Source organism: Thalassospira alkalitolerans, from assembly GCF_002115745.1.
Classification (GTDB): domain Bacteria; phylum Pseudomonadota; class Alphaproteobacteria; order Rhodospirillales; family Thalassospiraceae; genus Thalassospira; species Thalassospira alkalitolerans.
Genome location: NZ_JFKB01000010.1, coordinates 154,047 through 177,812 on the forward strand (window position 1 = coordinate 154,047; position 23,766 = coordinate 177,812).

General features: G+C 52.5%; 17 protein-coding genes. 7 read left to right on the plus strand and 10 right to left on the minus strand.

What is annotated here, in order from left to right:
- Positions 1 to 27: 27 nt before the first annotated feature.
- The 6 genes from TALK_RS15320 to uxuA form a co-directional block, all read right to left on the minus strand.
- On the minus strand, positions 28 to 2,451 hold the full coding sequence (locus tag TALK_RS15320) for a TonB-dependent receptor (RefSeq protein WP_085620011.1): 2,424 nt from the start codon (positions 2,449 to 2,451) through the stop codon (positions 28 to 30).
- 121 nt (positions 2,452 to 2,572) lie between these two features.
- Entirely contained in the window at positions 2,573 to 3,532 is a 960-nt protein-coding gene (locus tag TALK_RS15325) for a FecR family protein (RefSeq protein ID WP_085620012.1), read from the minus strand.
- Positions 3,533 to 3,657: 125 nt separating this feature from the next.
- On the minus strand, positions 3,658 to 4,176 hold the full coding sequence (locus TALK_RS15330; protein ID WP_085620013.1) for an RNA polymerase sigma factor: 519 nt from the start codon (positions 4,174 to 4,176) through the stop codon (positions 3,658 to 3,660).
- A gap of 249 nt (positions 4,177 to 4,425) precedes the next feature.
- Complete coding sequence (locus TALK_RS15335; RefSeq protein WP_085620014.1) at positions 4,426 to 5,325, minus strand: sugar kinase; 900 nt, start codon at positions 5,323 to 5,325, stop codon at positions 4,426 to 4,428.
- Positions 5,322 to 6,776, minus strand: coding sequence for a mannitol dehydrogenase family protein (locus tag TALK_RS15340; protein WP_085620015.1), 1,455 nt, complete (start codon positions 6,774 to 6,776; stop codon positions 5,322 to 5,324). Before TALK_RS15340 ends, TALK_RS15335 begins: the two co-directional genes overlap by 4 nt.
- Positions 6,773 to 8,008 (minus strand): mannonate dehydratase, encoded by a 1,236-nt coding sequence (gene uxuA / locus TALK_RS15345; RefSeq protein ID WP_085620016.1) that lies wholly within the window; start codon positions 8,006 to 8,008, stop codon positions 6,773 to 6,775. The genes TALK_RS15340 and uxuA overlap by 4 nt, the downstream gene beginning before the upstream one ends.
- Positions 8,009 to 8,135: 127 nt before the next feature.
- Between uxuA and TALK_RS15350 the strand changes: the two genes are divergently transcribed.
- Genes TALK_RS15350 through TALK_RS15370 form a run of 5 tightly spaced genes read left to right on the plus strand, consistent with a single transcriptional unit; the run spans position 8,136 to position 12,733 of the window.
- Positions 8,136 to 8,846 carry a GntR family transcriptional regulator gene (locus TALK_RS15350; RefSeq protein WP_085620017.1) on the plus strand — a complete coding sequence of 237 codons (711 nt, stop codon included), beginning with the start codon at positions 8,136 to 8,138 and terminating at the stop codon, positions 8,844 to 8,846.
- A gap of 24 nt (positions 8,847 to 8,870) precedes the next feature.
- The gene (locus TALK_RS15355) at positions 8,871 to 9,848 is read left to right on the plus strand and encodes a TRAP transporter substrate-binding protein (RefSeq protein ID WP_085620018.1); all 978 of its coding nucleotides are present in this window, start codon (positions 8,871 to 8,873) and stop codon (positions 9,846 to 9,848) included.
- A 57-nt stretch (positions 9,849 to 9,905) separates the two neighbouring features.
- On the plus strand, positions 9,906 to 10,415 hold the full coding sequence (locus TALK_RS15360) for a TRAP transporter small permease (RefSeq protein WP_085620019.1): 510 nt from the start codon (positions 9,906 to 9,908) through the stop codon (positions 10,413 to 10,415).
- Entirely contained in the window at positions 10,412 to 11,686 is a 1,275-nt protein-coding gene (locus tag TALK_RS15365; RefSeq protein ID WP_085620020.1) for a TRAP transporter large permease, read from the plus strand. Before TALK_RS15360 ends, TALK_RS15365 begins: the two co-directional genes overlap by 4 nt.
- A gap of 3 nt (positions 11,687 to 11,689) precedes the next feature.
- A complete protein-coding gene (locus TALK_RS15370) occupies positions 11,690 to 12,733 on the plus strand; it encodes an L-idonate 5-dehydrogenase (protein WP_085620021.1) in 1,044 nt (347 codons plus the stop codon).
- 134 nt (positions 12,734 to 12,867) lie between these two features.
- Here the strand turns inward: TALK_RS15370 and TALK_RS15375 are convergent, their stop codons facing one another.
- From TALK_RS15375 to TALK_RS15390, 4 genes are all read right to left on the minus strand, one after another.
- Entirely contained in the window at positions 12,868 to 15,459 is a 2,592-nt protein-coding gene (locus TALK_RS15375) for a hypothetical protein (RefSeq protein ID WP_085620022.1), read from the minus strand.
- Between the two features lie 38 nt (positions 15,460 to 15,497).
- Positions 15,498 to 17,432 (minus strand): hypothetical protein, encoded by a 1,935-nt coding sequence (locus TALK_RS15380; protein WP_169715048.1) that lies wholly within the window; start codon positions 17,430 to 17,432, stop codon positions 15,498 to 15,500.
- Between the two features lie 104 nt (positions 17,433 to 17,536).
- The gene (locus TALK_RS15385) at positions 17,537 to 19,588 is read right to left on the minus strand and encodes a tectonin domain-containing protein (protein ID WP_139833853.1); all 2,052 of its coding nucleotides are present in this window, start codon (positions 19,586 to 19,588) and stop codon (positions 17,537 to 17,539) included.
- 901 nt (positions 19,589 to 20,489) lie between these two features.
- The gene (locus TALK_RS15390) at positions 20,490 to 21,488 is read right to left on the minus strand and encodes a helix-turn-helix domain-containing protein (protein WP_085620025.1); all 999 of its coding nucleotides are present in this window, start codon (positions 21,486 to 21,488) and stop codon (positions 20,490 to 20,492) included.
- A 535-nt stretch (positions 21,489 to 22,023) separates the two neighbouring features.
- On the opposite strand from TALK_RS15390, the gene TALK_RS15395 reads away from it, so the two are divergent.
- On the plus strand, positions 22,024 to 22,425 hold the full coding sequence (locus tag TALK_RS15395; RefSeq protein WP_085620026.1) for a hypothetical protein: 402 nt from the start codon (positions 22,024 to 22,026) through the stop codon (positions 22,423 to 22,425).
- Complete coding sequence (locus TALK_RS15400; protein ID WP_085620027.1) at positions 22,422 to 23,759, plus strand: relaxase/mobilization nuclease domain-containing protein; 1,338 nt, start codon at positions 22,422 to 22,424, stop codon at positions 23,757 to 23,759. Before TALK_RS15395 ends, TALK_RS15400 begins: the two co-directional genes overlap by 4 nt.
- The last annotated feature ends 7 nt before the right edge of the window (positions 23,760 to 23,766 follow it).

A 23,766-nucleotide genomic window follows, 5' to 3' on the forward strand; every position in this document is an offset into this window, starting at 1 on the left:
ACACTGTAATCGATGCCGCCCGCACCATCAGAAATCGGCAGTCAGAGACAGCAATGCTGTACGCGGGGCACCAACTGAAATCATGCTGAATTCGTTCACACCGGACCAATAATCCTCGTCCGTGACGTTCTGAATTGTTGCCCGCAAGGTAACCGGCGTTTCGGCAAGAGTTGTTTTATACCGAAGGCCAAGATCAAGCGTCGTCCAATCAGGGATATCCTGGGTATTGGCAGTGTCGATATATTGTTCGGAAGTGTGCGTAATCGTACCGCTAAGCGTCATCCCTTTGACAAAGGGAGTGTCCCATTCTGCGGTCAGGTTCGCCTGCATTTCTGGCGCACCAATGGCACGATTTCCTTGGGTCGAGGTACTGTTGGTCTTGGTCAGTTCCGCATCAAGGAACATCACCCCGCCCAGCAAGCGAACATTCGGCGTAACTTCCCCAAAGACGTTCAGCTCAAACCCACGGTTCCGCTGTTCGCCGTCACTGCTATAACTGCCGCTTACATTTTGGGCGAAAGGCTTTGTGATTTGGAATACTGCAGCAGTTGCGCCAAATGAACCAAAGTCCAATTTCACACCGGTTTCGATCTGTTCGGCAACATAAGGCGACAATGCCTGTCCGGTGATCGGTGCATTCGCCCCCTTGCTGAGACCTTCAATATAGTTGGCGTAAAGTGAAACACTTTCCACCGGTTTGAATACGATACCAGCCATGGGCGTCAGAACGCTTTTGTCATAGGTCGAGGTTGTAGCACCGGTTGTTTCGCTGAAGTTATCGGTTTCAACGCGCTGCTGGCGCGCCCCAAGCGTTACAAGAAGCTGATCATCCCACACCGACATGGTGTCAGCCAATGCCACACCGGTCATAGCCGTTTCAGAGATTTTTGGCTTGGATGCCGGGGCTGCAACTGCAATCGGTGCATTGGCCACCGGCGCATAGATATTCGAAAATGGATCGGTAGCCGAATACACACTCCCGCGACTAAAGATATCCTGATACCGGCTGGCCTCAAGGGTCACTTCGTGATTGACGTCCAAAGTTTCAAATTCGGAACGGACGCCACTGCTCGCCGTCCAACGTTCTGTCTGGAACCGCATATAAGACAGGCTGTCATCTTCGATTGTGCCATCGGCACCGCGAATGATCGGATAACCGAATAACCGGTCGACTTCGGTTTTCCCGCCGCCAAAATTACCAAACAGGGTGAAGCTGTTATCAAGATCGTATTCACCCTGCAACATCGCGGATTGATCAACGGCATCCGACCATTCCCAATCATGGGTAACGTTCTTGTTGCCATCCGGGGCAGACGGCATCGTCACTCCCGACGCAATCCGGTATTCACGGAATGGTGCGTTCAGGTTTTCACGCTGATCAATAACATCAAGCGAAAGACGAAGGTCTTCGCCACGATAATCAAGGGCAAGGGCACCAAGTGATGTTTCGCGGGTCTGGTGATCCAGATAGGTATCGCCGTTATGGTATCCACCGTTAAAACGAACCCCAAACTCGCCGTTTTCACCATAACGACGGCTAAAATCAATGTTGCCACCTGCCTGTTCGCCAAGTCCGTAATCGGCACTAACCCGATTAAGGTCCGTGTCACCGGCACGTTTGGGAACAATATTGATAACCCCGCCAACACCACTATTTGGCGCCATTCCGCCCAGCAAAGCCGCCGGACCTTTAAGAACTTCGACACGTTCTGCAAAACCGGAAAGTGCGCGATAGGTTGGCGCAACGCCATAAACACCGTTCAGCGCCATCTCGCCGGAATTCCCTGTATTGATGCTGAACCCGCGAATTTGATAGGTATCAAGCATCCCACCGCCACTGTTTGGTGTTCTGACGGACGGATCATTTTTCAGGACGTCTGCAATCGTTTGCGCCTGCTGATCAGCAATTCTTTCACTGGTGTAGCTGGTGATGCTGACCGGGGCGTCCATGATGTCGGTATTGCCCAACAAACCAAGACGCCCGCCGGTCGCAACCTGACCACCGGCATATGCTGGCGCCAAATCGGACTTTACACCAACGCCTTCGACACGGATCGGGTCGACAATTGTGGCGCCAGATTGTCCAGCCTCCGCCGCCAGATCAATCAGGATCAGGGCGTTTTCACCGGTTTCGCGATAGGACAGCCCGGTACCACGTAGCAAGATTTCCATTGCAGCAGGAACCGTCATGTCACCGCGGATAACGCGCGTGCCTTCAATTCCCGGAAGATCAACCGTATAGGCGATCCGCCAGCCCGATGCTGCGCCGATCTCGGCGACACCATCAGCAAGCGTCGTAACCGAAATATCAAATGAATGTATTGCCTGTGCAATTTCGGTTTGCACATTCGCGGCCATCGCCCCCGATGCCATCGGCACGACCATTGCGGTTGATACCAGCAAGGCCGAGATAAGAGAGTATGTTCTTGTTTTTGCCTGTTTGAATTCCAACTTTCCGCTCCATATGCGTCTTATCTTTCAGGCAGGCCCCCCCTGCTTCTAATAAGGACAAACGAACGGGAAATAAGAGTCCTCACATCACCGGGCACTTTTTTGCGAATTTTTCGCAATCTCAGTAAATGACGGTGAGCCAAGGTGAGGTTTTAACGACCGACGCACCAATTGCATCGGCCACGGTTTCAAGCGATCCGGCGATATCGGTGGTCGGGAAACTGCCTGAAATGCTTCGCCCGGCAATCTTGCCGACAACAACAATCTTGCCGTCGCTGTAATTTTCCAAACGGGTCATCAGATCAGCAACCCGCATATTGCGCACACTAAGCCGACCTTTCATCCAGGTCAGCGCCAGATTAACATCTTCGATTTTCGATGTGGCAAGTGCGTCGCCCCTGACCGCAACCTGTTGCCCGGGGCCCAGAAGAACACCATCCGCATCCCGATTGCTGGAAACACGAACAGCACCGTCTTCGACAACAACAATCGTTTGGTGTGACAGATAATCAACGTTAAAGCGCGTGCCAACAACGCGGATTGTTGCATCACCAGTGTGAACCCGAAACGGATCACCGTTGCGATGCACGACGTCGAAAAATGCCTGACCGCGCAAAAGTTCAACATCACGATGACCATTGGCAAAATCAGTTGCAAGCGCGCTGTTTGCCGCCAATTGCACAACCGATCCATCAGGCAATTCAATCGGTGTAACCGTGGTATGATCGGTAACGATATCGGCCTGTATATTGCCAATGATATCCGGCTGCAGGAAAAAGATGCCCCCGACAATGGCGGCCATCCCGGCCATCGCAGCAAAAGACCTGTGAGACGGAGACCATGAACGGAACCTGGACAAACTCATTTTCGGTCGATTTGTCGACAGGCGTCTTGCCGGATCTTCGATCTGGGCCCAAAGGACACGCATCTGGTCAAACGCCAACCGGTTGTTGCGATCCGAATTCAGCCAATTTTCAAATTCATCTTCCTGTGCCGCCGACAGAGATCCACCTGCACGTCTGGTATGCCAGAGTGCGGCTTCGTCCTTTTGCTGGTCGGTTGGCTCGAAAGCGGCTTGCATGGGGTCCCGGTTTATCCGTTATGGCTTGGCGTTCATAGCAGCAAATAATGCGGCCCGCCAAATTCCCTTTCTATATCTAATAACGGATGACGCGAAAATATCCTCATAGTTCGTATGGGAATTTATCAGTCGTCGTTGCGATAGGCTGCCAGCCGTTCCTGACAATGGCGCATGGTGCGCGCCAATTGCTTTTCCACCGCACTGACAGAAATGCCGTATTTTTTGGCCAGCTTGGTATTCGGAATCCCGTCTACGCGATGCAAAATAAACATCTCGCGCGCCTTTGGCGACAGCTCCAAAAGGGCACGATCCAGTGCCGAAAGTGCCTGTCGGGATTCGGCATGTTCCTGTGGCGATGTGGTTTCACACAGCCACAGCTGGCTGGGCAAAATACCGTTCATGGCCTGGGTCCTGCCATAGGTACTGCGATGATGATCAATCACGGCATTTCGAACGGAAGCATAAAGCACTTTGGTATTGGCTTCTTCTGCACCGCAATCCCCCGATTGCATCAACCGTGCATAGACATCCTGCACAAGCTCGGCGGCAATTTCACGATCACGCACGCGGCGCACAACCATGGCAACAAGTTGACGCCGGTGATCTTCAAACAGCTTCGCAAGTGTATTGCCCCAGAAACTCATGACCACACTCAATCATTACCTATGAAGTCCTGCCCGACGATCACAATAGATGATTACAGGCCGGAAGTCCCCGCAGTGGCGACGGGCGGAACGTATCAGTAATGATAATCATTTTCAATATCATTGCTAATTTTTATGCACGCGTGGATTGATCCCCACTCTCTTTACTGGAATTTCCACGCAACAGCACAGTGATAAAATTTTGCGCCCTGCATTGTTATGCCAGCTTGCGTAAACTGCAGATGCTTATCAGACAGGCAGCATAGCCCCATGGCACTGAATAACACGGGCCGAAAGCGCCTGACCGGCCATGATTGCCGTGGCACAATCCGCACCACCAAGACGTTTGGCCAAAAAGGCCGCGTTAAATGAATCCCCCGCACCGGTCGCGTCAACAACCTGTGTCACAGGCGGCGTATCAAGCGCGTGAACATTGCCGTCCTGTGAATAACAACACGGATGTTTACCGTTTTTCACAACCACCTCGGCCGCGCCAAGTTCAAGATAACGGTGAACCGTTTCCTGTGGTGAAGGATCCCCAAACAAAGTGGATTCATCATCAAAACTGGGCAGGATAATGTTGGAAATTGCCGCAACGGCCGAAATGTTTTCCTTGCAGGTTTCCATATCCTGCCAAAGGGCAGGACGAATATTGGGATCGAATACAATGCGGGAATTTTTCGACAACTGCGTTAACAAATTAATCAACGCGGCACGACGATCAGGTGCCAAAATCGCAAGCGTTATGCCAGACAGGTAAATCACGTCTGCATCACACAATCCCGATGACAGTTCATCAATATTATCGGCCATTTGCCGCGCAGCAGAATTTTCCCGCCAATAAGTGAAAACGCGATCGCCCTTTTCCTGATCAATCAGATAAAGCCCCGGCCGTTTACCCGGCAATCGCTGAATAGCATCATGGTCAATGCTGGCATCAGCAATGAATTTAACAATGCGATCAGAATACCGATCATCCCCAAGGGCTGTGACATAGCGCACCTGCCATTCATCTGACGAACTGACATTGCGAAAATGCCAAGCAGTGTTCAACGTATCCCCGGCAATGCCCATTTTCCAATGGTCCAGAGCACCACCCGACATCTCGATCATGCATTCGCCGATGGCGACAAACCGTTGCATTGTCATACGGCGATTTCTTTTTTGATCGCAGCATCTGCACCGTCCGCCAGCAACAGTGACAATCGCGCAATCACAGCATCCCGCCAAACCGGCGTATTTTGCAGTGCTTTTGGCATCCAGCCGGGCAACATGGCAAGACTGTCATAGATTTCGTCAGCCGCCTGTTTACCCCCCAATGCTTTTATGATTTCACCACCGCGCGGATCATTTAACAGGTCATCGGCCTTACCGGGTTCAGCATCATTGATACGATTACGCATCACCGCCATCCAGGCCGCAAGACATAGCGCGAATGTACCAAGTGCCGGGCTTCCCACCGTCAAATCACTTGCCGGTGTAAAAATTCGCTGTGGCAGCTTTTCCGTACCATCCGTGGCAATTTGACGGGTTTCATGGGCGATTTCCGGATTATGAAAACGATCCACCAGTTCAGCGCCATATTGCGCGAAGTCGATCCCGGCAAGCGGCGGCATGGTCAGAGCAGCATTTTTCATATGCTGCGCAACAAGACGCGCAAAAGCATCATCAACCATCGCATCGCGCACATAACGATATCGGCCAAGCTGCCCCAGATAGGCAATCAACGAATGACTGCCATTAAGCATACGAAGTTTCATGCGTTCATAGGGTTCGACATCATCGACCAATATCGCCCCACCAGCTTCCCATACAGGGCGGCCGTTAGGGAAATTATCTTCGATCACCCATTGCGAAAACGGTTCGGTTTCAATGGCAACCGGATCATCAACACCGGTCAAACGTTTTGCATCCGCGCGCGTGGTTTGCGTCGCTGCCGGGGTAATCCGGTCCACCATGGTCGATGGAAAGGAAACATTGGTCGCGATCCAATCCGCAAGCCCCCCATCAATCCGTAACGCAAAATCAATCACGCCTTTGCACAGCAAAACACCGTTTGATGGCAAATTGTCACAGGAAACAATTGTAAACGGGGAAAGCCCCGCCACCTTGCGACGTTTCAACCCCGCAACCAGCAATCCAATCAAACCAGATGGCTTGTCCGGATGAGCAAGATCATGCGCAATCGCCGGATGATCTTGCTGTATCTGGCCGGAAAGACGATCAATGCCATAGGCCTTTTCCGTCACCGTAATGGTGACAATCCGGATCGCGGGATCAGAAAGGGCGGCCAGAACAGGTTCAACATCACGGGCCGCCGCAATCGCGTATGACAAGCTGGTGATCCTGCGCGCCTGAGGACCATCCGGGTGACGTTCGATCAGGGTAAACGCACCATCCTGAGCATTGAGCGCATCAACGATATCGGTGCTGCGCAAACTGACACCAATAATGTGCCAATCACCACCATGTTGCGCCATCGCCGTATCGGTATAGGCCGCCTGATGGGCGCGATGAAAGGCTCCGATGCCAATATGCACGATCCCGACATTGCCGAGTTTTGGATGGTTAATGTCCTCAGATACGGTCCGCCCCGTCATTTCGCCGTCCCGCCTTGATCATCGGTCTGATCCATCCGGGCGGAAAGTGCGGTCATCACACCGCGCAATTCAGCCAGTCCCTTAAGGCGGCCAATCGCCGGATAGCCCGGCTGCCCCTTGCGGTTCAGGTCATCAAGAATGTCATGACCATGATCGGGACGCATCGGGATATTCCAATCTGCGCGGCCTTCTGCCTTGCGGCGTTTTTCTTCGCGCAAAATCTGTTCGATCAGATCGACCATATTGGTATCGCCACCAAGGTGTTCTGCCTCGTGGAAACTGCACGGCAGGCCTTCGGTTTCACGTTTGGTATTGCGCAAATGAATGAAATGCACCCGATCCCCCAAACGCGCCATCATGCCCGGCAGATCATTTTCCGGATGCACACCAAGCGATCCCGAACACAGGGTGATGCCGTTTTCCGGCAGATCAACCGCGTTCATAATATGGGTGTAATCGGCCTCGGTCGACATGATGCGCGGCAAGCCCAAAAGCGCAAAGGGCGGATCATCAGGGTGGCAGCACATCCGAATGCCAAGATCACGCGCAACCGGCACGACTTCTTCAAGGAACGCCACAAGATTTGCCCGCAATGTATCGGCACCTATATCGGCATAGGTCGCAAGAAGTGCCCGCAAATCATCAAGTGACAGGTTTTCGACCGACCCGGGCAAACCAAATGCCACCGTGCGTTCAAGTTCCGCACGGCGCGGCGCACCCATTTCGGAAAATCTGATTTTTGCAGCCTCGACCACGGCCTTGGGATAATCATCTGCCGCGCCATCGCGTTTCAGAATGAAAAGATCAAACGCAACAAAGTCGGTCAGATCAAACCGCATGCACGTTGCGCCGGTTGAAAGGCGCCAGTTCAGATGCGTTCGGGTCCAGTCAAGAACCGGCATGAAGTTATAGCAAACAATCCTGATCCCGGAATCGGCCAGATTGCGCAGGCTTTGCTTATAGGCAGCGATGTGATCGCGCCATGGACCAACCTGACGTTTGATCGCCTCGGAAACAGGAAGGCTTTCCACAACATCCCAGGTCAAACCGGAAGAACCGCCGTCTTTCATGACCGCGATTTCAGCATGACGCTTGGCAATTTCATCTGGCGTCCAAACCGCACCGCTTGGCACATGGTGAAGGGCTGAAACCACGCCATGCGCACCGGCCTGACAAATATCATCGATGCTGACCAAGTCGTTCGGTCCGAACCATCTCCAGGTTTGTTTCATGTGTTTCTCTCTGTATTGGCGTGATGTCTGCAACACCGACTATAACGTGTATGGACAGTATCATGTCATAATTTTGTTGACTAGTATGGTAGTATGCATCATGACTCACAAACGCAAGGAGAGATTGATGGGCGATCCCGAACAAAACGACTGGGAAATCACGCAAGATCAGGCTGTCGGCCCGCAAATCCATCGCATTATTCGCGAACGGATTGTGTGTACCGATCTGTTGCCTGGCGTGCGCCTGTCCGAAGCCGAACTTGCCAAAACTTATAATGTCAGCCGCCAACCGGTTCGCGAGGCATTTATCAAGCTTGCCGACGAAGGGCTTTTGGAAGTCCGCCCACAGCGCGGCACCTATGTTCGGAAAATTTCGGTCGCGGCCGTTCTTGATGCGCGTTTTGTACGCGAAGCGATCGAAGCCGACATCGCCCGTTTTGTCGCAAAAGAACCCGACGATGCCTTTCTTGCCCAACTTGAACAATTGATTGCCGATCAACGCAAGGCAATGGAAGGCGACGCCCGTTCGTTCCTGAAACTTGACCACGATTTTCACCGTTGCCTCGCCGAGGCTGCTGGCAAGAATTATGCATGGAAAGTCGTTGAAGACGTTCGCGCCCAGCTCGACCGGGTGCGTTATCTCAGTTACTTCCAGTTCCCGATGAATGAAATCATCGAACAGCATATTCGAATTGTTGCGGCGATCACATCCCGTGATCCCGAAACAGCCAGCGCTGCCATGCGCGAACACCTTCGTGAAATCTTGCATACGCTGCCCGATATTGCGCGCTCCAGAACGGAGCTTTTTGACAACGCTAATTCCGCGTTGTCACCCTAGGCATCACCACACAGGGAGGAAAAGATGCTTAAAATAAAAACGACCAAAAAACTGATAATCGCCGGTGTTGCAGCCATGCTGATGAGCAATTCTGCCATTGCGGCCGAAATGACCCTTAAGCTTGGCCATCTTGCCAATGAACAGAATGCCTGGCACAAGGCCGCCGTTAAATTCGGTGAAGAACTGTCATCGCTTACCGATGGCCGCATCGATGTTCAGGTTTTCCCCAACGAAACACTCGGCAAGGAAGTTGACCTGATCAACGGCATGCAGCTTGGCTCTGTCGATATGACGATCACAGGTGAAACCTTGCAAAACTGGGCACCGATGGCCGCCCTTCTTGCCGTTCCCTATGCATACGCGACCCTGGAAGACATGGATGCCGTCGCCGATGGTGAAATCGGTGACAAGATCGAACAGCAGATCCTTGAAAAAGCCCGTATTCGTCCGATTGCCTATTTCGCACGTGGTCCGCGCAACCTGACATCTAGCCGTGCGATCAAAAGCCCGGACGACCTGAACGGCCTTAAACTGCGCGTACCAAACGTGCCGCTGTTTGTTGACGTCTGGAAATCGCTTGGCGCACAGCCGACCCCGATGGCATTTTCCGAGGTCTTCACCTCGCTTCAGGCTGGAACCATCGACGCCCAGGAAAATCCGCTGGCGCTGATTGATTCCGCAAGCTTCTACGAAGTTCAGAAATTCGTGAACAAGACCGAACATGTCCGTTCATGGATTTATCTGACCATTTCGGACATCACATGGGGCAAACTTTCCGATGCCGACAAAAATGCCGTCATGGAAGCTGCCAAACGCGCCCAAGCCTATGAGCGCGGCCTGTTCACCGCTGATGAAGATCGCCTGACCAAGGAACTTCAGGACAAAGGCATGACCTTTGTCGAGGTCGACAAACAGGCATTTGCCCAAAAAGCAAAGGCCGCCGTACTTGCGAATGTTTCCGATGAAATCCGCCCGATTGTCGAAAACCTTTTCGCGAAGTAACTTCGATTGGTTCGGTCGCACTGTTGCGGCCGAACCTTTTCACGACGGGGAAGTGACGTGCTTTCTGCCAGATTATATACATCTATCATTGCGCTTTGCCGGATCGGAACAGGGATTGCTTTTGGTATTCTGATCGCAACAGTCCTGACACAGGTCTTTTCCCGAACATTCCTGCCAGACTCACCCGTCTGGACCGAAGAATTGACCCGTCATGCATTGCTGTTTTTGGCAGCTTTTGGCGTTGGGCTTTCATTTCGGAATGGCGAATTGGTCAATGTCGACATCGTTTGCGAAATGTTGCCGCCGCGCATTCAGCGCGCCCTGATGTTTGTTTCCGCCGGACTAACGGCTGCGTTCTGTCTTGTTCTGCTGTCACCGGCATGGATGTTTGTCTCAATCGGCGAGCTTCAGACCTCGCCCGCCCTTGGTGTCCGGATGGACTTTATCCACGTCACCGTTTTCATTCTTCTTGCCCTTCTGGCACTTTTTGCGGCTCTGCGGATGATACGTGTCATCACTGGCGCATCCGACGGAAAACCTGAAGACACGACGAAGGACTTCCCATGAGCCTCGCGATTTTACTTGGCGTTTTCTTCCTTAGCCTTGTCATTGGCCTTCCTGTTGCCGTGACATTGGGGCTGTCCTCGCTTTGCTATCTGCTTCTTGAAGGTATTCCGCTTGTCGTGATCCCGCAAAAGATGTTTGCCGGGATGGATGTGTTTGTCCTTCTGTGCATTCCGGGCTTTATCCTTGCTGGTAACCTGATGAATGGCGGCGGCATCACACCCCGGATCGTTCGATTTGCCAATGCCATGGTCGGATGGATGCGCGGCGGGCTTGGCCTGACCAATGTGGCAGGTTCCATGTTGTTTGGCGGTATTTCAGGAACCGCCGTCGCCGATGCAGCATCGATTGGCGGCATGATGATCCCGGGCATGATCCGGGCGGGCTATACCCCGGCATTTTCCGCCGCCGTCACGGCCGCATCCTCGACCGTTGGACCGATCATTCCGCCCAGCATGCCCATGATCATTGTTGGCGCGCTATCGGGCATATCGGTGGGCAAAATGTTTATCGCAGGTGCCATTCCGGGCATCATGATGGGCTTGGCCATGATGGTCACCTGTTACATCATCGCGGTAAAGCGCGGTTTCCCGCATCAACCATGGCAGGGCTTTGGCGAATTGGCCCGATCCTTTACCGGTGCCTTCTGGGCACTGGCCATGACCGGTCTGATCATCGGCGGCCTGCTTAGCGGCATCGCAACCCCGACCGAAACCGCCGTGATTGCCAGCGTCTATGCCTTTTTTGTCGGCTGCTTTGTCTATCGCGAATTGCCGCTGCGCAAGGTTCCAAAAATCATCATCGACAGTGCGGTAACCGCGGCCGCTATTCTGGCCCTTGTCGGGCTTGCGAATGTATTTGGCTGGATTCTTGTTTCCGAACGCATCCCACAGATGATTTCGGACGGTGTATTATCAATTACCGATAACAAATACGTCGTTATCTTGCTGATCAATCTGGTTCTGCTGGTCGTCGGGATGTTCATGGAAACCATTGCGGCCCTGATCATCCTGTTCGTGCCGTTACTGACCCTTGCCACCAACGTCGGTGTTGATCCTATTCATTTCGCGGTGTTTGCCGTTTTGAACCTGATGATCGGTTTGACCACCCCACCGGTCGGAATTTGCATGTTTATTTGCGCAAACATTGCCAAGGCACCGGTCACCACCGTAATCCGGGCACTGGCACCGTTCCTTCTGACCAATATCATGATCCTGTTTCTGGTTTCATATATTCCGGCGCTGTCGACCTGGCTGCCGTCCTTGATGGAGTAATAAATGCAAACACGTGTTTGCCGTCTGTATGGCCAAAATGATCTTCGGATTGAAACCGAAACCGCCCCTGCCCCCGCACAGGGCGAAGTCCTTGTGCGCGTCGGGGCCGGTGGTGTTTGCGGATCGGACATGCATTACTATTTCGACGGCGGGATCGGTCAGATCCGGGTGCGCGAACCGATTATTCTGGGCCATGAAGCAGCCGGGACGATTGTTGCACTGGGTCCGGATGTTACCGATCTTCAAATCGGTCAAAAAGTCGCAATCAATCCAAGCCATCCTTGCGGTACGTGCCGTTATTGCCAGCAAGACCTGCAACAGCATTGCCTGAATATGAAATTCTTCGGGTCCGCCATGCCGATGCCCCATATTCAGGGTGCCTTCCGCGATCTGGTTAATGTTGCTCAGAACCAATGTGTGCGCATCAGCGACCAAACAGACATCGGGCGCGCGGCCTGCGCCGAACCCCTTGCCGTTTGTTTGCATGCCGTCGGACGTGCCGGTGACCTTGCAGGCAAGAAAGTCCTGATCACCGGGGCAGGCCCCATCGGCAGCCTGTGTGCCGCGGCCGCCAAACGTGCCGGGGCCAGTGAAATTGTTGTCACTGATCTTCAGGATTTCGCCCTTGGTGTTGCGCAACAAATGGGGGCAACCAAAACCATCAACATCGCGACCTCAGCGGATGAATTAAAACCGTACGAACAAGACAAGGGACAGTTTGATGTCTGTCTGGAATGTTCGGCATCCCCGGCAGCCCTTCGATCCGCCATCGCGGTTTTGCGTCCGCAAGGTCTTCTTGTTCAGGTCGGCGTTGCCGGTGAAATCCCGGTGCCGTTTAACCCACTGGTCGCCAAGGAACTGACGATTACCGGCACATTCCGATTCCACAGCGAATTTACAGAAGCCGTTCACCTGATTGATACCGGCGCAATTGACGTGGCCCCGGTGATCACCCAGACCTTCCCGCTTGAAACAGCACAGGAAGCCTTTGACATCGCGCGTGATCGCAGCAAATCGGTTAAGGTTCAGCTATCCTTCGCAAGCTGATCCGATCCTTGCCGACCACATGCAAAAGGCCGCTAAACCATATGGTTTAGTGGCCTTTTTTTAAATTTAACGTCGGGCGCCGCGACGCGGCCAACAGGTGACAGGAAAGGGCGTTATGAATTTAGGTTCAAACCCTAATCTTTCCCGCGTTTCACATCAGCGTTTTCGCTGGTATAGGCAATCCAGGGACGGCCATCTGAAGTCACATCCACCTTATCAGCATGTATATTTTTGACCGTATCGAATGACTTGTTTGTGGCATTCCATTTTTTTAAAACATACGTGCTGCCATCCCAAAAAGAGATATAGACACTTCCGTCCGTGCCCGCACCAATGTCCTGTACTCTTACGCTTTGACCCAGTGGTCGGTTTTCAAATTTCGTTCCCGTAAATTGTTGAACGATATTACCAGAATCAACAATCCACAAATCGTCCGCACGTCCAACCGCGACCTTATAGACATCGTCGTTGCTGAATTTGGTAAACACGCTGGTTCCAGACTTAAGATGATAAAGCGTTTTCTCGATCACAACATAAACAGTGTCATCCGGGCCAATCGACAGATTTCGGATTTCGCCGGACGTTACCGAATAAGTTCGCAGCACGCTGCCCGTTGAAGACAACTTATAAACCGACCCGCTATTTGCCGTCCAAATGGTGCCATCCCTTGCCACATCGATATTGCTCAGATTTCCAGAGAATGAAATCGAGACTTCTTCGAATTTCTTTTTTGTACTGTTAAACTTCAGAAACTTATTTGAATCCTGCCCACCGGGCATACCGTAAACGTAAACCTCATCGTCTTGCCCAACGACCAATTCATCCAGGCTGCTAAGACCTGTGGTATATGTATCAAAAGCCATATTCTTTGAGAATGTGAAGTCAGTATTAGATGACACATCAACCACGGCAGCAATACTGCCACTGCCAGCGGTATCGCCACCCGTCGATACAGCGACCGCACGATCAGATTGCTCATCGCGTTCAAAAAATGTCGATGCCAGTGCAAGCGTATCCGTCGAAACCACCCAAGGATAACCATTAGGCCCCACCGCCACACTTTGCGGCGTATGACCGGACGTCCGAACCACTTCAAAGGTTTTGCCATCAGAGGCCAGACGCATCAAAAATCCTCTGTCCGACACCACATAGACGCTGCCATCCGGGCCGACGGCGATGCTTTTGGCTTTTTGCGCGAACATTTCGCAAGGCGACGATGTGCAACGTTGCACCAGATTGTCAGAACGGATTGTCCAAGGGGTCCCATCCGGGGCCACCGCCACCAACAGGCCCTGTCCGGGAATACGTTCAAACCGGGTCATCGCATCATTAAGTTTGGATAGATTTCCTGACGCATCCGCGATCACCACCGATCCATCCGCGCCAATAGAAATGTCAGAACCCGTCGCGTTGGGGATTTGCTTCCACAAATTGCCCGTATGGCGAAACACCCGCCCCAACGTGGAAATCCCCCATGGATTACCATCTGCATCAACCGCTAGGCGCACCAAAGTGCCAGGAAAACTTTCGAACCGCTTGCGACTGTTTGACCAGCGCAGGATATTCCCGCCTGCATCCAGACCAAACACACTGCCATCCCGACCGATTGCCAGCACAGAGGCGCTCTTGCGGGTATTGACGAAAGTAATGTCCTCGTTCGTTGTCACTGCCGTCGGATCCGTCGTGCCCGCCACCTCTGAGGCAGGGGCAACAGTCCTTGCGGCATTTTGTCCGGTTCCATTTGTTTCAGGTGAAACCGGGGCCGCAATAACGCCATCGGCCGTTTGCACCTGTGCCGTCACTGGCGCGACTTGAACCGAGGGCGCAACGGCTGCCGCTGGTGTTGCAGGGGCCGCCGCAAGACCCGAGGCAACTGCCACAGGGGCACTATCAACAGGTGCAACAGCGGAGGGGGCCTGAATTTCCGGTGCCCGGCCTTCTTCGGTTTTAATTTTCTCTGGTGCGACGATCAACGTAGTCGCCATGATGCCACCATCCGCGATTACCGCCCACGGCCCACCATCTGATGTTGCGGCCACCGCCATCACACCCTCAACCCCGGAAACCACCCGCCAACTACGCTGTACCTTGTTCCAGATCCTTACCCGACCATCTGCATCGGCAATCACCACCGTATCATCACCGCCAATCGCAATGTCTACGGCACGCCCGGGCATGGCAATCCAACCCTTGCCGTCATAGGCTCTAATCCGCCCATCACGGGCCAGACTCCAAGGATTTCCTGCCATGTCTAAAGCGATGCGATAGGTCTGGCCTTCAAGCGGTTGCCATTCACTGCGCAACGGATTCCATTTTTTGATTTCACCGCTAATTTTGGCTATATAAACATTGCCCAACGCATCGGCGGTAACATCGGCAACATCGGTATCTTTGTTTTCCCACCACAAACCGTTATAGCGAAAAACCACGCCTTCTGCGTTGACCGCCCAAGGGCGGTTTCCCTCTGCTGCTGAAATCCTAACGAAGTCCCCCGACATTTTGCGCCAGCGTTGTTCCAACGCATCCCACCGCCACGGCGTTCCATTCGGGGCAACGGCATAAGCCTGTCCCTGACTGTTGATCGATATATCAACAGCCTTGCCGGGCAACCGGGTCCAAGTTACGGAGGTTGAACTATTTTGCGCCCAAGCATCCTTGATAGGCTGGCCTGTACCAAATACGACACAGAACAGAACCAGACAAAACCGCACTATCGCCAGCGTCATTAGACGACCTCGCATCACATTTTCTGAAAACAAAAACGTTATTTATTAAGCAACCGGTCACGCACCATCGCAATATGTTGCTGGCCGTTGGCGTCGCTTTGCCAAGACTGAACTTTCACATCCCCGTTTCTGAATTCCTCAAAGAATTCACGTCCTTGCAGCTTTTCCATGACTTCGCTAAATGTCGCGCGGGGCGTAAACCAATCCTTGTGACGCTGCTGAAAGCGTTCGATATCGCGTTCCAAATCCGACATTTCTTCGTTCGCGATATCACGATCGGCTTGCGCCCGGCGGGCGTATTGCGGGCGACGGGGTGTCATCAAAATCAAGACCGAACGTTCGAACTGGCGTTCAACACGCTGCGAGAACAACAGATTAAGGATCGGCACATCCATCAAACCCGGCACACCATCGGCTGATTTAGATGTCTCACGCTCACTCAATCCCCCCAGCACCAAGGTCTCGCCGAACTTCATTGTCACGGTTGAGTTAACATTGGTCTTGGTAGTGTCGAGGCGGAATTCAAATACAACTGAATTGGAAGGATCGGTCAGGAAGGTGCGTTCTGCAACGACATGCAAACGGATCATATCATCAGGCAAAATTTCCGGCGTCACCGCAAGCTTTACACCGACCTCCTTTTGCACCGAAACGCTGTCGCCATTGCCGCCCGAAACAGCCGCAGCAAGAATTTCAGTACCCGAGAAAAATTCCGACGTTTGCCCCGCCTGCGCCACCAAACTTGGTTTGGCCAACACCTGATTATTTGCATCGGCAGAATTGGCGATATTCAAAGAATAAGTCACCGCAGGAATACTAATGGCTCGGGTCAGCGTTTGGGTGCTTTCCTCCAACCCGGTATTCAAATAATCCTTGGTTCGTGTGCTTTCATAACCAAAGCCTGTCGTTCCGGTCAGCGGATCACCAAACTGTAACTGCAATCCGTTCAACAGATTAATGCCGCGCGAATTACGAACATCTTCCTGCGTACCAATCAAAACGACATCGACCACCACCATGCTTGAATCAGCAAAGCCTTGTTGTGTCGCGCCTCCTTGCTGACCGGTCGCACCATAAGCACCCTGCTGCTGCGAACCATACGGATCAGGTGCAGAACCATAAGGATCGCTTACGGAGCCATATGGATCACTGCTATAGGGGTCGTTGCCATAAGGATCACTACTTGAACCATATGGATCACTGCTATAGGGGTCATTGCCATACTGGGCCATCAGAACCTTGGCATCACTGTCATAAAATGACTGCCAACCTCGAACTCGACGTTCCAGATAATTGACGTTTTCAGGCCCCAAAACCGCATCACGATAAGCCGAGACAAAGGCCGCCGCCCCTTCACGGTCATCCATCGCTGCCAAGGATAATGCCGCGGCTTTCAGAACTTCGGGTTGTTGTTTTGCTTCCGGTGCAATGGCGATCAGACGCTTTAACGCCGCTTCCGATGTTTTGGGGTCACGCGCATAATAAGACGCTGAAGCCAGGCTATAAAGCACCGACGGATCGTCGCCACGATGCAGCGCAACTGCCGCAAAATAGCCCTGCGCCAGGCCATAGCGCCGTTGATCCATATATAAAAGACCCAATTGGTAATTCGCAGCCAAGTTACCAGGGTCGAATTTAAGTGCTTGCTTATACCCTTGTTCCGCTAACTCAAATTTGCTGGCGTCCCCCTGAACCCCCATCAGGTGGTACGTCAGTCCATTAAAAAACTGCAAATCCGGGTTGGTGATATCAAGCTTCAAAGCCAAATTGATCAAGCGTGACGCTTCATCAATTTTCTGGGCTTCCAACGCCTGAATACTTTCGCGCACCAGTTCCTGGACGGCATCGGTTTGGGCGGCAGGATTAACAACAAACTGCTTTTCCGGGTCGTTCGGCGCGTTCAAAGCCAGCGTTTGACACCCCGCCAAAGTCACCAAAGCACAAACCGCAACCGTGCTGCGAAGAGACGTCATAAACAACCGCATAGAATTCCCATTCTTATTTTCTTATTGGACCAGACAGCTTCATCAACAAAGCGACACGGGTTGAGGCGAAATACGCCCCAACCCGTGACCGATTATTGCAATCGATAAAGACCGTACTGCTTGGTCAGCCGCCAAACTTCGCCGCCACCTGCACCAATAGCCGTTGATTCAGCTTCTTCCGAAATCCGATCCCAATTGCGTTTTGTGGTGTTATAGACGTAGGTCTTTCCGTCCTTGCCAATGACCCGTGTCATGCCCAGCACATCGGCTGCCACGTCAATGGCGGACCCTGGCAACTTCACCCATTTTTGTTTATCGTTATGGACGAAAATCTGCCCCTTCAGGTCGACAACCCAAGGGCGGCCATCCTGATCAATATCGACCCGATAAGCCGTTCCGGGAATATTCTGCCAACCATTCCCTGATCGTTTATGGATTTTGCCCTTAAGGTCGATAATCCAAACGCCACTCACACTGGCACCGATATCTTGCGCTGCCGGGCCTGCGACTTTTTTCCATCCAGAACCGGCCTGCGAGAAAATCTGACCATCATCGGTCACGACCCAAGGCTGGGTGCCCGCAACCGCAATGCGAACAGCAGCACCTTTGATCTTGGTCCAGGAAGTTGCGTTTTTGGCGCGTTTAAACATCCTAAACCCACCCCTGCCCTTGGGCGTTCCAATCGCATAGGTCGTACCATCAGACCCGATCGCCACATCCTGAGCCTTGCCGGGAACTTTGGTCCAAGTCGAAGATGCAGCAGTAAGTGCAGAGCTATTGGGATGCGTGGTCACACCTTCAATATCAATGGAAAAATTGTCCAAATTCGGCATGTTCTGTTGCCCTTGGGCAAGTACGAGTTCCTGTATTGAGGTTGGCTCTGACGTCGGTGTTGATGACATCAACTTATGCCAAACGAGCGGCCTTGGTTTGAACTGCTCTTGGGTCATCAAGGCCCAGTTGCTTGAAACTTCAGTCCGCCCTTCCTCGGTCAGTAAAAGCCGCGATAAAATTACCGGGCGCTTCGCAATCTCCATCGCATCTTTGACGATGGCGCCTTGTTTATCCTGATCGGCGGCAATGTCGGTTGCAATCGACGCAATTATCGTCGCGACCGTTAGGAAAGCAAAAGGAGCCGCAACAATACCCGCAGCTGTGCTGGCTGACGTTGAAAGCGATATGCTTGCTAATTTTGCGAAGTCTTTGGCGTATGGGAAAATTTGACGCATTACAGTCTTAGCCACTTTGGCGACCGTAATAGACGTATGTAGTGCACGCGTCGCCCCATACAACATCGTGCCGACCAAGGCACCGGGCGACAATGTCATGATGTCTTGGAGTGTGGTTTGCATATTGGGTGGACGGACGCCCGTATTATAGGCGCTGACCATGTTAGATCCGCTGAGACGCCGGGTGTTCATCTCTATTCCACGATTCCAGCTTTCCCAAACGCGGCTCATTTCCTCTGCCACCAACATGCGGGATCCTTGAACGTAATTGCCCAAGGACCTCACGATGTCCCGTTCAGGGTCAGTCTTCGGACCATTGATGACAAGGTCAAAAACATGATCATAAACGGCTGCCATCAGAATTGGAGAGTTCTCGGGCTCTGTCTGGATCAACTCCCATGCACCCTTTGCAAACTCCTCACGCTCCTGCGCGGTATTGGTATCAATCGAGAGGAATTTCTTGATCGCACCATCGATCCGAGTGCGCTCTTTGATGACTTGGGCAGCAATTTCATGACCACCGGGGATACGGAACAAACCATTCGGGGCCCGCTTGGCCGGTTCCCAGAGCATATCGGTATATTCGCACGCCTTATCCGATTTGACCCCAAAGAGTGAACGAACAGAATTCGCAGGACATTTCCAACACGTGCCCCCATCGATGAAATCGAACAGGTCACCTTCTTTACATGTCAGTGCTGCTTCTTTTTTCGCGGCAACCTGACTTTCATTACGAAAACAGGCGTTATGACCAGTCACCGCAGCAGCGGTGCGGCTGAACCCCGTAGGACAGATATAACAACCACCATTCGGGTCCGGGAACGAGCCTTCAAGGCAGACGCGGTCAATAAATTCAGCCTTACGCGCGCTTGCAAAAACCTTGCCGCAGGCATCCCATGCCGTCAACGCGGACATCGTGCGGCTATATCCGGTCGGGCATGACCAACATTCGCCACCGTTCCGACCATCCTTGAACGAACCGGCAGGGCATGCTTTGTGCCCGGCGACCCGCTTTGCGTATTTGTATTCGGGGCGAATTTCTTTGGAACAGGCCTTGGGTGTATCAACCGCAAATCCAGTTCTGTTATAGCCACTTGGGCAGGTAAAACAGGACCATGTGCCAAGATCAAAAAAGGATCCGGTTGGACATTTACCAACCGCCTTGCCGGTATATTCTGCCTTGTCAAAGCTGCACGGTGGCAAAAGCTTACCTGTGCGCAGATCAAGCGCACCGCAAATTGCATGGCCTTCGGAAAAACTGGCTTGCGTTTGCTGCGCGACCGCAACAGACACGCTCGTCAGGGTGCCAAACACCACCAGCGCAAGCATCGCGCACCAGATCAACCCGGTCGCGAACACCGACATAAAAGTCGTTTTCATTGGAAGTTCCCCAGCTAAATCACACCGGCTCATTCACCAGTCCCGGCATTCTGCGCACTCCTTAACATCAAGCGCGAATGCCATAATGCTTGCCCCTATGGACAAGCATTGGTCGTGAACGAGATCGTGCAAAATTCAAAAAATCCCGTGCAGGCAAGCTACAAGCAGCGCCTCAAGTCTTTCTTGACAAAAAACCGCTACTTAGATTGCCTTCCCCGTCAAAAGGGCCGTGTTTGAGCTTGGAATTTCCGTCGATCAACCGCATCTGTGCCAAAGGACACGTGCCAGATATCAACCCAAAAAAATCCCGTGCATCAGTCTCCCGCGCACAAGATTGAACAAGAATGGATATAAATAAACGTGAAATGACACACGGCGGGACGTTTATGACGCTCTTCGGATACGTCTGTCGTTTTGAGGATAGACCCTCACTAATTTAAGAACCTTTGCGCAATGTCTCGGATGGAAATTCACCGAATTCATCATAATAAGCCTGCGCAAACCGCCCCATATGGGCAAAGCCCCATTTGCCTGCAATGCCACTGATCGTGTCCCCAACCTGCCCTGTCAGCAACAGAGCGCGGATGCGCTTTAACCGAACAATACGTAAATAATTCATCGGCGATGTACCATAGGCATCCATAAAGCCTCTTTGCAGCCCGCGATAACCACATCCCGCCACAGCTGATATCTCGGCAAGTCCCAGTTTTCGGTCTGCATGAGCATGAATATAATCACGTGCCCGCTTGACGTAATATGGAACGATCGTTGTGACAGAACGGCCATTCAAAACGTCTTGATAACTGTTGGGCAACAACGTCAGGCACTGGGTCAACAACATATCCTGGATCTGCCCGTTGACAATCGGGTTGTTCAACTCATGCAAAGGCGCTTCCAGCGCGTCAGCCATATAGCGAATAGTGTTGCGGATCATCTTCCCCCCAGGCGCGGTAAAATCGACCTCGGTCTCGAATGCCAATCCGATCAGATCCACATCCTCCCCAACCAAACTACGGGCATGCGCCTTTAGTTTTTTTTTCGACAAAGGAACCACATAGGCGCCAAAGCCTTCCTCAAGCCCGGTGATTGGAGCAGCCAAATCGCGAATTAAACCGCCGTCGCTCGAAAATTCCACTTCCTTCCCTGCGTGCTGAAAAACACCCGCGCCACTGGTGACCTGAAATAGCAGCAGACCGTCAGCATCCTGTTCCGGTGATTTCACACTGATCCCGACATCGCCGAACGTGACATGCATCAAACTAAGATCATCACATTGCGCGACCGCGAAGCTGGCATTCAGGTCTGCGTGTTTACCCTTGACGTCGAAATGATGCGGAGAAATCAAATTTCCGATCGATTCACGAACCTCATCAAGATCCGTCGAAGACAAAATCGTATGATTTCGCAGATAGGCCATTGTGCCCCCAATGTCCATCGGTCAAATGCCCACTACTCCCGAAGTAATGGTATAAACCTTCCCCCGGCTGCCCCCCTATATATTGGCAACCAAAATCAAACTTAAATACCCCTATAACGATGCAGGACTGGCTGAAAAAAAATCTGCGTTTATTAGAGATTCATTAAGTTTATCAATCCACAAACACCTTAAATGAATTCAACCATGGAGTACAGACAGCCTTGAGTTACTTTAATTGTTATTAACGCGCAACAGACCATAAAGACTTCTTCAGAGCGGTCTTCAATTCGCATCCTGTTGTTTGATCGCAAGGGAAAATCAAGGCACGTATTTAAGACCCATGTCACACTTTCATGTATCACTCGAGCATCAAAAAAGGACTTCGGAGGGAGCCTAAAACAACAAAACCCAACCTATTCAGGTTGGGTTCGTAAGCGATGGTGCTGCCGGAGGGAGAAAGTTTAGACGCTCTCTTCCAAGAACTACGGGATTGGGAAGATCAGTTAAAGGCCCTTGATGAAGATACCCGCAACGATATCGGAGGGCTGGAACCATGATCCCCTCACAAGCTTTCAAATCTGCCGCCTCCGGTAAGTCCAAGCGTCCGCGCCCGGCACCATTTTCTATTCGCCTGAACCCTGATGAACGTGCCTATCTGGAGCGCAGGGCCGGGAAGCGTCCCCTTGGTACATATATCCGCTCCCGGCTTTTGGATGGGCAAGGCGCAGCACGCAAAGCAGTTAAATCACCGCCGCAGGATTATGCGGCGCTGGCGCGCATTCTGGGCATGATGGGCAAGTCCGAACAAGTTTCCTGCCTCTTCTTGCTATTGGCGACGGCAGAAGCCGAGCGCATAGATATGCCAGAAAAGGAGCGTGCCGCCTTGCATGAGGCGTGCTGCCATATCCAGGAAATGCGTGCGGCTCTCATTTCTGCACTTGGGTTAAAATCATGATCCTTGTCGGCAATCAACGCGGCGGGGCGCGTGATCTGGCGCGTCACCTTATGAAAGAAGAAAACGAGCGGGTGGAAGTTGCCGAGCTTCGCGGTTTTATCGCAGATGACCTCGATGGCGCTTTTCAGGAAAGTTACGCCATGAGCCGGGCGACAAAGTGTAAGCAATTCCTGTTCTCGCTAAGCCTGAACCCGCCCAAGGGCGCGGATGTATCCCAGCAACAGTTCATGAGTGCGATAAAGCGCACAGAAACCAAGCTAGGCCTGAGTGGTCAGCCGCGCGCTATCGTCTTTCATGAAAAACGCGGTGATGACGGAGAAATGCGCCGCCATGCCCATGCGGTATGGAGCCGCATTGATGTGGAAGAAATGAAGGCTATTCCTCTGCCGCACTCCAAGCGCAAGATGCAGGACATATCTCGTGATCTCTATCTGGAGCATGGCTGGAAAATGCCGCGCGGTCTAGCCGTAAGCGGCCAGCGTGATCCGCGCAACTTTACACTCGCTGAATGGCAACAGGCAAAGCGCATCAAGGAAGACCCGCGTGAGATTAAAGCGGCCTTTCAGGATGCTTGGGCAATTTCCGATTCAAAGATCGCCTTTACCCATGCCCTGCAAGAGCGGGGCTATTGGCTGGCGCGTGGAGATCTGCGCGGACATGTGGCTGTGGACCGGCATGGTGAGGTTCATAACATTGCTAAGCGCGTGGGCATAAAAACCAAAGAAGTGCGTGAACGTCTCGGCGAAGAAACGGCGCTCCCTTCCGTGGCCGATACGAAAATCGAGATTGCCCGCGTAATGCAGGCCAAGATGGAGGAATTTCAGCGTGAAGTTGTAGAGAAAGAGCAGCGTGAAGATAAACAGGCAACAGTTAAACGTGAAGCCCTGAAAATTCGGCAACAAAAACAGCGTGAGGCCTTTAAAGAAGCGGCGCATCAAAGGCAAGAAGCCGAAGAACAAGAACGCAAACAGCGCATTCGAAATGGCTTGCTTGGTCTGTTAGACCGCGTGACGGGCGCGCGGCGCAAAACACTGGAACGCAATGCGCAGGAAAGTGCGAAAGCTCAACAGCGGGATAAGGCGGCGCGTGATAAACTTACCGCTGCGCAACTGGCCCAGCGCCGCGAAACTGTGAAAAAACGGGCAGACGGGCGCGAAGAAAACAAAGCCACGGCACGCAGCCTTACCGAGGATGCGAAAGTGTTTCAGAAGATGGAAACCGAGGCCGATGCAGATCGCGCCGCCCGCCGGGAAGAATTCAAGCAACGCAGACGCAGGCAATCTCAAGACCGGGCCCGCCGCCGCTCAAGATCACGCGATGGGCCGGAGCCTTAAATTCCAA